The organism is Vibrio sp. 10N.247.310.17, from assembly GCF_041466605.1.
GTDB classification, from domain to species: Bacteria; Pseudomonadota; Gammaproteobacteria; order Enterobacterales; family Vibrionaceae; genus Vibrio; species Vibrio tasmaniensis_A.
This window is the reverse complement of sequence record NZ_JBFSTC010000052.1, coordinates 26964-35446: the sequence shown is the minus strand read 5'-3', so window position 1 is coordinate 35446 and position 8483 is coordinate 26964. Positions and strand designations below refer to the sequence as shown.

Below are 8483 nucleotides of genomic sequence, written 5' to 3'. Positions count from 1 at the left end.
CGTCGTTTTGCCATTTCAACTCTCCTTTGGGTTGGAGAGTTGATCTTATTCTTCGTGCTGAAAGATTAGAATGCGGGGTTCATGACACGCTTACTTCATTTCGATATAAGATAACTTCCTTATCCCAATCCATATCCACGAGCTTCGCCAATCGTTTGTCGAAGCTCTGTTGTTTCTTATAGTTCTCGTGCTCGGCTGACATGTAAAGGTGCTTATTAAGCAGTGGCGGCCTACGATCTTCATTAACGTAGTCGAAGAAATCGATGTCTTGTTCTGCCATCTTTATTTTTATGCGTTCGACTAAGAAAGGCACCGATTTTTCAAAGTTGTCATACGCAGTAAGGGTGAGTTTTCCTGATGTGATATGAATTTTAATTAGGTCTATTTCTTCATCCAGTTCGCCGTACATTTGTAACCCAGCACCCACGTATACTCGTAGCAGTAGTGGTAAATCATCGATAAAGTCTCGATGTAGGATCAATGAGTGCCTTTTATTAAGAAGGCTTGCTGGTAGTAGGCCGTGTGCTTTCTCGCACTGTTGATGAATTAAGTCTGTGTCTGCGATTGCGAACAGTAATTCTGCAGCTAGGTTGATCGCGGTTTTGTAATCATCAAACAAGGCTTTGATGTCGCGTTTAAGGGGTTCTGGTTGCTGCGTATAGGGTTTTCTTTTCTCAAACAGTCCCATAGCAAAGTAGAGGAGAAGATCTTCTTTTCGGCTTTTTTCTGCTTGTTCAAACTCTTGGGTATCAAACATCTCTTGCAGTAAGTTAAAGATTTTTCTGTGTGAACCAACCAGCTCTCTTATTTTGTCTGATTGTTCAAATTCATCGTTGGCAGGAATGCGGCCGAGTTCTAAGCAGGTATTCCAAAAGTCATTAAACAAGTCTTGATGTTGAATAATAAGCAGTTTGGCTTTGTTTTTGGCTTCAATAGGCTCTGGTGACGTCAGTTGCTGCCATTTATGGTGGCGTTTGTATTTACTCTGCAGGTACCGTTGTTCTTCCAATTTGTCTTTGAAGATATAGAAAATACCAGGCGCGACGGTAATGGCGTCTTCTTGTAGGCTTCTCTCTATGTACGCTTTGATCTCTGATTGCGCATAGTATTTTTGGAAGGTGTTACGAGAGGTGATGACACCATCCTTATAAGGTTTGAACTGAGCAATGTAGTTTTCGTTAGCCAGCATGACAGAAACCACCAGAAGCTTGTCTGCTAGCTCCCATGCGCCTAGTAGGGCATCGAGTCTTTCATCTCGATCTTCTATTACGTTAAGAACAAACCCTATGTTTACGATATCAGAATTGGATTTTTCGTTGTCGGGTTGAAAGTTCGGATCCCAACCCAGAGCGTCGAGGCCATGTGCTTCGAGCTCTCTTAAATCGTCTCCGCGACCGCAGCCGTAATCGAAAATAGAGTGCTCGCCTTTTAAGTAACCATGTTTAACGAGAGTCTTCATTGGTGCAGAGAGTTCATGGCGCACGATGGCCGTTCTGTGCCTATCAATCCCAGCCTCTTCTTGCGTTGTCACAGAGGAACATCGGAATAGTCGACCATCGACAAGCTCGTAACCATGGCGTGCGATTAGGTTTTCCCAAGAACGTTTAAAACCAATCAAACGGCTGTTTTCGTACAGGCCTGCATTCTCGCCTTCTTGTGTGAGTGAAACGAAGTGTTCGTAATATTCACTTGTTGGCAAAACCATGGTTTCTTTTCGATGTAAGATCGGCGGGTTTTCAGATTCGCTATAACCTGTGATTTTGTGGCTTAGCTTAGAGAGGTCGACATTGAGGCTTTGTTCTAATGCGGGATAGGAATCAGTATAAAAATCAGGGTAATGAAGAAGAGATAAGCGGAACTCTTTTTTAAACAGCTTAACGAGGTTCCAGTCTTCTTCATCTAAGTTAACGGCTTTTGCTACGGCAGGAATGAACTGTGTTAATACTTTAGGCAATGCGCTGAATGAGTCTTTATGAAGATAAATAGCATCGGGAAGTTGTTTTCCAACTTTTATTTGAGAGGTAAGTTCAGCAAATAGCTCTTCGTTCATTCCTATTCCTTAGGTGTTTTTGAAGATTATAAATCATCAAACAAAGCCTGTGTGGCGTCGCCTTTTGCACTTTTTGTGTTTACGCGAAGCCCATCACTTCGGTGTTGTCGGATTAGGGCGTATTTTGAATTATCAGCCCCAACGCTAATATGCAGAGGTTTATCTTTACCATAAAATAGAGACGGTCGAACTCGAAATGCGTACAGATAAATCGAGCTACCTCAACCATACGTTGGCTGTTATGACCAAGAAAGCGACTTCCTTAACAGGATAAACTTGATTGATGTGCGAACGGGTATCTTTCACTTGTTTAAGTTGCTCAGTGGTAATCATGTGCGAATTTCTCATGTTTTTTTACTTCATGATCAGATCGTGATTATCTAAAAAAGTTCCCTGTAAAATAGAATCCTTATTTTCAGTGGTTAAAGTTCGTTCCCGCCCTTGCATTGTGATTAAGTTTTTGATGTCAAGTTATTTAACGAATGAATATCGTAGTTTCTACGGTTAGCTACCTATTTAATGGCGAGGTTCCATCGCTATTTTGGAAACTTTTATGTGCCACCAGCCACTCAAACGAATTTACAAAACACTCACAGAAATTCAGAGACATTGAGGAAGTATAATGGTAATATGTGATCTCAATCACACTTACTGTATAATGTTAGACTTGCTTTAAGACGATATCCCTTTGATTTTCCCTAAACTATCCCTAGAACCGCTCTGAATCGCTTCCTAAAGCGTAATGATGGTTTGGGTTAAATCTGAGATGTCATTATTGCAACTGTTGCACTAAGCGTCATATGCGCAGCATATGGGTATATGTGGTTGGATTTTAATCATTATGGGCTGATTGTTAGCAATATTGAATGGTTGTAATCTGGCTTTGGACATGGATAATTCCGGTCCCGTGAAATGAGCTAGGTTTATCACCTCTCTATAATTACTCCTATAATGTTTTTGAGGTCACAATGAAGAAGAGGCTAATTATGAGTGCAAGTATTCTTGCTGCGCTCGGTGGCAATGCCAGTGCGTCGATGGGCGATACTGTTGCTAAAGCTATGGATCTTCGTCTAGAGACAATTGAGTGTAAAGATAATCAACGCCATGTTTCGGCTGAAAGCTTAGAAATGGCTATGTCTATCATTGCAAAACTCAACACTCAAACTAAACAGCTTAGAGAAGTTTACAGTGAGATTGAGCAATCAGAAGTACCTGAGAGCTATTTTGATAAAGTAACTATCGATGAGCTGGTGGTCGCAGACGGTTATATCCGTGGTTTTGAGATGATTCTTAAAGCGCAACACGAAAGCCTAAGTCGTCGTGCAACGGCGTATGAGCAACCAGCGGTTGAAACAGCAAAACAAATTCGTAAGGCTACAGCGAAGCTACGCCGTGCCGTTGGTGATTTAATGTCGATCGAACGCCAACTCCAAGTGGCTTCGATAGGTAAATATGAGACTAGCTTTGAGATGACTTCTGATAAAGTTGCAAAACTCAAAGCGGCGACACAAGCGACTGTCTCTAATTATCACTAGGGGAACGCATGAAAAACGTCACCCCATCCCCTCGTTTTGAACAAGAAATCAAAGCACAAGGCTTCAATGACGTTGAGGCTTTGTGCAAAGATATCGCCCTTCACTTAACTTACGACGATGACCTATCGGTTCAATATCTTGGCCGTGTAGCAAGCCTAGCCTATCCGACTGACGCTGATGATGCAGGTTTGGCGCATATACACTTGTGGGACCCGAGCAGTCCATGGTTTGACAGCGGCAAACAAGCCAAATGGAATAAAGCACGACGTCAATTCGATAAAACGAGTGACACTTGCATTGTGTATTCTAGTCACTGGGAAAATGAAGACGATATCCTTTTACTCGGTGTTGCAACCCCTTGCCACTCTGATAAAGCTAAGGGTAAATCTTCTAAGCTTTACGACAACAATTTCATGGATTACTTCATCAAGGAAGGGTTAAAGTTTAACGACCTATAAACCCTGCCAGCTTAACTTCAGCTGGCATCAATTCTATTTGGTATACCACCAACCCCTCGTGTTCATTGAACAACAAAGAGCGCCCCCCTTGTTAGTTATACTTCGATTTTAATTGCGGGATTTCTACCATTATATTACTGGTGCCTATTTCGCCACCTCTTGCCGACACTGGAATGATGATCTGTTCATCTCCGTTTCCGAAATCGACGCTTAATAACTTAGATTCACCTGGTCCTATCTCAAATCCATCAACAGATATTGGTAGGGTAGACTGACTGCCCACAGTGATATAGTAATCATGCAACCCCGAAGCCATTTGACCTCCTTCTACTGTCATAGGGTTAAAAATCACCGCAGTGACAGGGGTATTCGTGTTCGTTGTATATAACACGGAATCCACAGGCAAAGTTACCAGTGTCCCCAGCTCAATGATGTTTTCTGGTACGTATTTAAAACGACTGGTCGCGATGGCTTGATTTCCGAGCTCATCTCTCACGGCGACGGTTAGTGAGTACCATTCGTTTTCTATCAATGTCGGGAACACTCTTGGTGTTTCGACGGCATACTTGTCCAAAGCCACATCAATCAGCTTCAATTCGAATTCATCTTTTACAGCTTCTCCACCTCCATTCAGGCGTACAGACTCAACCAAGTACTGAGAGGTATCTTGAACTTTTATTAGGATCTGATTGAGGTTAGTGAGCATTGCACCTTGGAGTGGTAGGTTGTCGATGGTACTCAAGTTGACCACAGGAGGTTCTGGCTCGTATTGGAAAGAACCCAAGTTACGTGATGTGGTATTCATAGCGGTATCTTGCGCCAGAAGTTCGATTTCATATGTGCCTGCTGCGAGTGTCGGTAGGGGTATCGACTTGCTCATGAACGCGCCCCCTAATGGTACAATTTGACCATTCAGACTGAAATGTCCATTGTCACCATCTACCCAAACATTCTGGGTATGACCGCTTGAGTCAGTCACTTTTAAGCCAACCTTCGACATCTGGATGCGATTCCAATCTTCGCCTGCGAAGTCTTTGAGTGCATAGATTTCAAACTCGTTCGTAAACGGCACCTTTTTGGCAGTGGTTATCTTTGGCAAAGATTTGTCGAGCGTAAAATTCATGCCTCCTAAGTTTGAACTCTTAAGCGAACGAAAATCGTCTTTTACAATTTTATTCATCCAAAAGTGTCTGAAATAAATGGTGCCAGTAGGAACAGACGGACTTACTCCGTTCCAATCCACATATTGAGTCGGCAATGGTGCTTGGCATGTTGTTTGGTTCGCCGGTATCACACAGTTCGAGTACCCGCCACCAGCTCCATGCTCTTGTATAAATACCCTTTGGTTGTAAGGTCGAGGTTCTGCTGTGACTCTAAACTGAGTAGGGATGTCATGCTGATTATGGAGGCCCAACATGTGGTGATTGTAGTTCACCCAACCAACACCATTAACAAAATATTCTTGTTTAATAGCGACAGGTTGTTTGGCCAAATGCGGAGCTAAATTTAAGTCGTGATATAGAAAATACGACACCCATCTGTCATGACGACCAATGGGGATTTCATGTGTTCTGGGATCGCCTTTCGAATACACTGTTGAAACACTGAAGTAGGCATATCCATCTTTCACGAACTCTGTGGTATTGAAATGTCCCCAGTAACTATAAAGCCTGCCTGGATTTGCAGGGTTTGCCCATTCATAAGGCAGTCTGTAAACCAAACTAAAATTATAATTACCTACGGCCATTCCCGGTGTGTAAGCTTTATAACCATTGTATGGAGAACCAGCTAAAAAGTTGCCACTATAAGTTCCATCATTGACACCGACTAACTCTGGTCGTATTCCTTGACCGGTCCATGTAATGTCTCTGGTCATCTTTCCTATATTTCCCGCCTTATCGTAGGCATCGATATGGATAGTGTATTCGCGCTCGTAACTTGGGAAAATGGCAGGCGCACCACCTTGTCTTGCTTCTTTTGTTGATGGGTTATAAGAGATTTCGATTGGGGACTTTAACGGTGTTGTTGAGCCTTTATCCGTAGCGTAGACCTTGATGGTGTCGATACCCGATAATTGGTCATTGACGCCAGTTACTCCCCAGTTCCAGACCTCAAAATCTCCTAGCCACTGGTTGTTTGGCACATTCTGGAGTTTATAAGCCATGCTATTCCAAAATAGAGATCCTAATGTCGGTGCAACAGTATCGACCGTTAGTTGCTGGTGGGTCGTACTCATTATTTGACCCGTTGTATCGTATTGGCTGACTTTGATTGAATATTGCCCTTGAGCTAGTTGGCCAATGTCGTAGCTTTTGCCGTAAAATTTCTCGGCATTTATTTCAAGCGAGTCACGTATACCAACGACACCAAGATCTCGATTTATGGTTCCATGTTGGGAAGTCATGTCTACCGTTACTTGGCGATCTAAGCCTGAAATAATATGAAATTTTATATTGTTATGTGCTGGAGCAAAAATGTCTTCAACCGACACTTTTGTATTTTGATTGTCTATCTCGATGAACTGAACTTGACTCACCGCATTTGTTGAAGCTGTCACCAACAACCCTGAGAGTATTTTCCAGTAATAATGCATATCGTCCCCCTTGTTTAAGATTGAAGTGACTCAAAAGCCAACGGGCCTTCTTATCGCGTTCGTTCAAATCGAGGTTATCAAGGAAGCGTTTGGTTTGTTCCAAACTAAAGGGGATATTTGAATGTTTGGAAAGCGGAGGAACATATTGAGGGAGATTAAATGGTTTGAGGGGAGACTAGGCTGCGACTTGAAATGCAGTGTCGTGTGCAGCCTTTATGGGTTAACTTATCACAACTAGTCGGTCAGGAATGAATCCATATCCTACGTTAGTAACAGGTGTTGAATTACAGCACCAACGGCAACCAAAATAGCGGCAATTGGAATAAACCAATACCAAAATGTGAAGACTTTGGTTGCTCGCATAAATCTAAGATATTGTGCGTCTTTGTCAGTTTTCAGATCTTGCCAAATAGGAAGGACTATTGAAAACTGCAATCCAGCGAAAAATATCCCAATACCTGTCAACCAGATGAACTCGGTGAAGACTCCGACGCCGAGGCAAAAAACTGTCATCAATGGTATGTGCCAATGGGGAACTACCACATTCTTGTCTGCTAATCGGATCATACAACTACCTTTTATTATTCGCTAAAAATATTAAATATCTGAATCCGATCTTGTACATCTCCCCGAATTCTTTGATCCGGTAAATAGGGGAGGTATGCGTTACAACAGAGATGAATATAAGTGAGGCCGCACAGATGCCTGCGACTTCTAAGAACGAAATTTCCCCTTTGATGAGTTGATAAGTAATAATCACAATAAAGAATGTAAATGAAACGATAAATAAACAGGCGTTGCTACCTATTTCTTCCTTTCTGGACTTTTCATCGCCCTTGAATTTGCCGCGATCTTTATTATTCATGATTTATTTTCTCCAATGTTTGATTCCGTAGAGGTACGAGTGGTGATACCAAGCTCGGTATTTATTTAGCCAACGCAATAGCTTTGGCTGACTCAAAAGTATTGGTATCAGCAACAATCTTTAAGTTTCCTAAGCATTCGAGTCTACTGCTTTGTTCTAAGCACTGACTCATCAATGGGCCGTATCCATTGCTTGCGTTCGCAATAGCATCATTGAGCGATTCATCTTGGTAAGCTCGATACATAGCTATCAATAGAATGATTAAAATAATCGCGGTAAATATGACGGAGACATCAGTAAGCCAAGTCCGTAATTTGGAATACTTTGAAGATTGTGAGTGTACTGTGTCCATCTTATCCATAACCTTTGTCCTTAATGTTGACTAGAGTATTCCACCACTTCCTTCACCCATTTTTTGACGGCACCGATTATCGTTTTTATATGCCATAGACCATACAGTGCCAATGTATAGGCAACGATGGCGTACACCGATAGTACTAAGGCTACGAAGAACGTAGTGATATCGTTTAACGAATTGAAGCTGAAGGGGCCACTAATTAGGTCGAAAGTGAGCATAAAAACTGTGTGAGCCCCGATAATATATAGGCTAATGCCAAACCCGATGGCCACGAAAGCGACTGTGGTTTGTGCATATCCAAGTAACGTCGCTTGGGCGAGATGCGGTGCTACGTACCGATAATAGAAACCTCTTAAGAAGTCATAGAGCATTTTGGCCTCCTAGCTGTTAACCACTCATGGGCTAAACTGTATTTTCAGTGTCATCGAGAGACGTTATACAACAATGTTCGATCGTTTTAATGACACTCTTTATATCTGAACATAATCATCATTTATCACACGTCAAACGCCGCACCCTATCAATACAAGGCCGTTCACAAAGCTCATATAAACAGCCCCTTATACAAACTATCCGCCATTTTCCCTCCGTTATTTGACCATTTCTAAAAAGTACCTATTTACC

General features: G+C 42.2%; 7 protein-coding genes and 1 pseudogene. 2 read left to right on the top strand and 6 right to left on the bottom strand.

Features of this window, described 5'->3' with window-relative positions; all coding sequences use genetic code 11:
* Positions 1-79: 79 nt before the first annotated feature.
* Both AB6D80_RS14835 and AB6D80_RS14830 read right to left on the bottom strand, forming a co-directional pair.
* A complete protein-coding gene (locus AB6D80_RS14835) occupies positions 80-2050 on the bottom strand; it encodes a DNA phosphorothioation-associated putative methyltransferase (RefSeq protein ID WP_372188940.1) in 1971 nt (656 codons plus the stop codon).
* 228 nt (positions 2051-2278) lie between these two features.
* Positions 2279-2383 (bottom strand): annotated as a pseudogene (locus tag AB6D80_RS14830) (ISAs1 family transposase); the annotation flags it as partial.
* A gap of 653 nt (positions 2384-3036) precedes the next feature.
* Here AB6D80_RS14830 and AB6D80_RS14825 point away from each other — a divergent pair.
* Together AB6D80_RS14825 and AB6D80_RS14820 are read left to right on the top strand one after the other, a co-directional pair.
* Positions 3037-3585: a hypothetical protein gene (locus tag AB6D80_RS14825; protein WP_081230289.1), complete on the top strand. Its 549-nt coding sequence runs from the start codon at positions 3037-3039 to the stop codon at positions 3583-3585.
* A gap of 8 nt (positions 3586-3593) precedes the next feature.
* On the top strand, positions 3594-4043 hold the full coding sequence (locus AB6D80_RS14820) for a type II toxin-antitoxin system YafO family toxin (protein ID WP_081230290.1): 450 nt from the start codon (positions 3594-3596) through the stop codon (positions 4041-4043).
* Positions 4044-4134: 91 nt separating this feature from the next.
* Here AB6D80_RS14820 and AB6D80_RS14815 read toward each other — a convergent pair whose 3' ends face one another.
* From AB6D80_RS14815 to AB6D80_RS14800, 4 genes are all read right to left on the bottom strand, one after another.
* Positions 4135-6636 (bottom strand): Ig-like domain-containing protein, encoded by a 2502-nt coding sequence (locus tag AB6D80_RS14815; RefSeq protein ID WP_081230291.1) that lies wholly within the window; start codon positions 6634-6636, stop codon positions 4135-4137.
* A 261-nt stretch (positions 6637-6897) separates the two neighbouring features.
* Positions 6898-7203: a hypothetical protein gene (locus AB6D80_RS14810; protein WP_081230292.1), complete on the bottom strand. Its 306-nt coding sequence runs from the start codon at positions 7201-7203 to the stop codon at positions 6898-6900.
* Between the two features lie 4 nt (positions 7204-7207).
* Positions 7208-7501 carry a hypothetical protein gene (locus AB6D80_RS14805; protein WP_081230293.1) on the bottom strand — a complete coding sequence of 98 codons (294 nt, stop codon included), beginning with the start codon at positions 7499-7501 and terminating at the stop codon, positions 7208-7210.
* 61 nt (positions 7502-7562) lie between these two features.
* Positions 7563-7862, bottom strand: coding sequence for a hypothetical protein (locus AB6D80_RS14800; protein WP_081230294.1), 300 nt, complete (start codon positions 7860-7862; stop codon positions 7563-7565).
* Between the last annotated feature and the right edge of the window lie 621 nt (positions 7863-8483).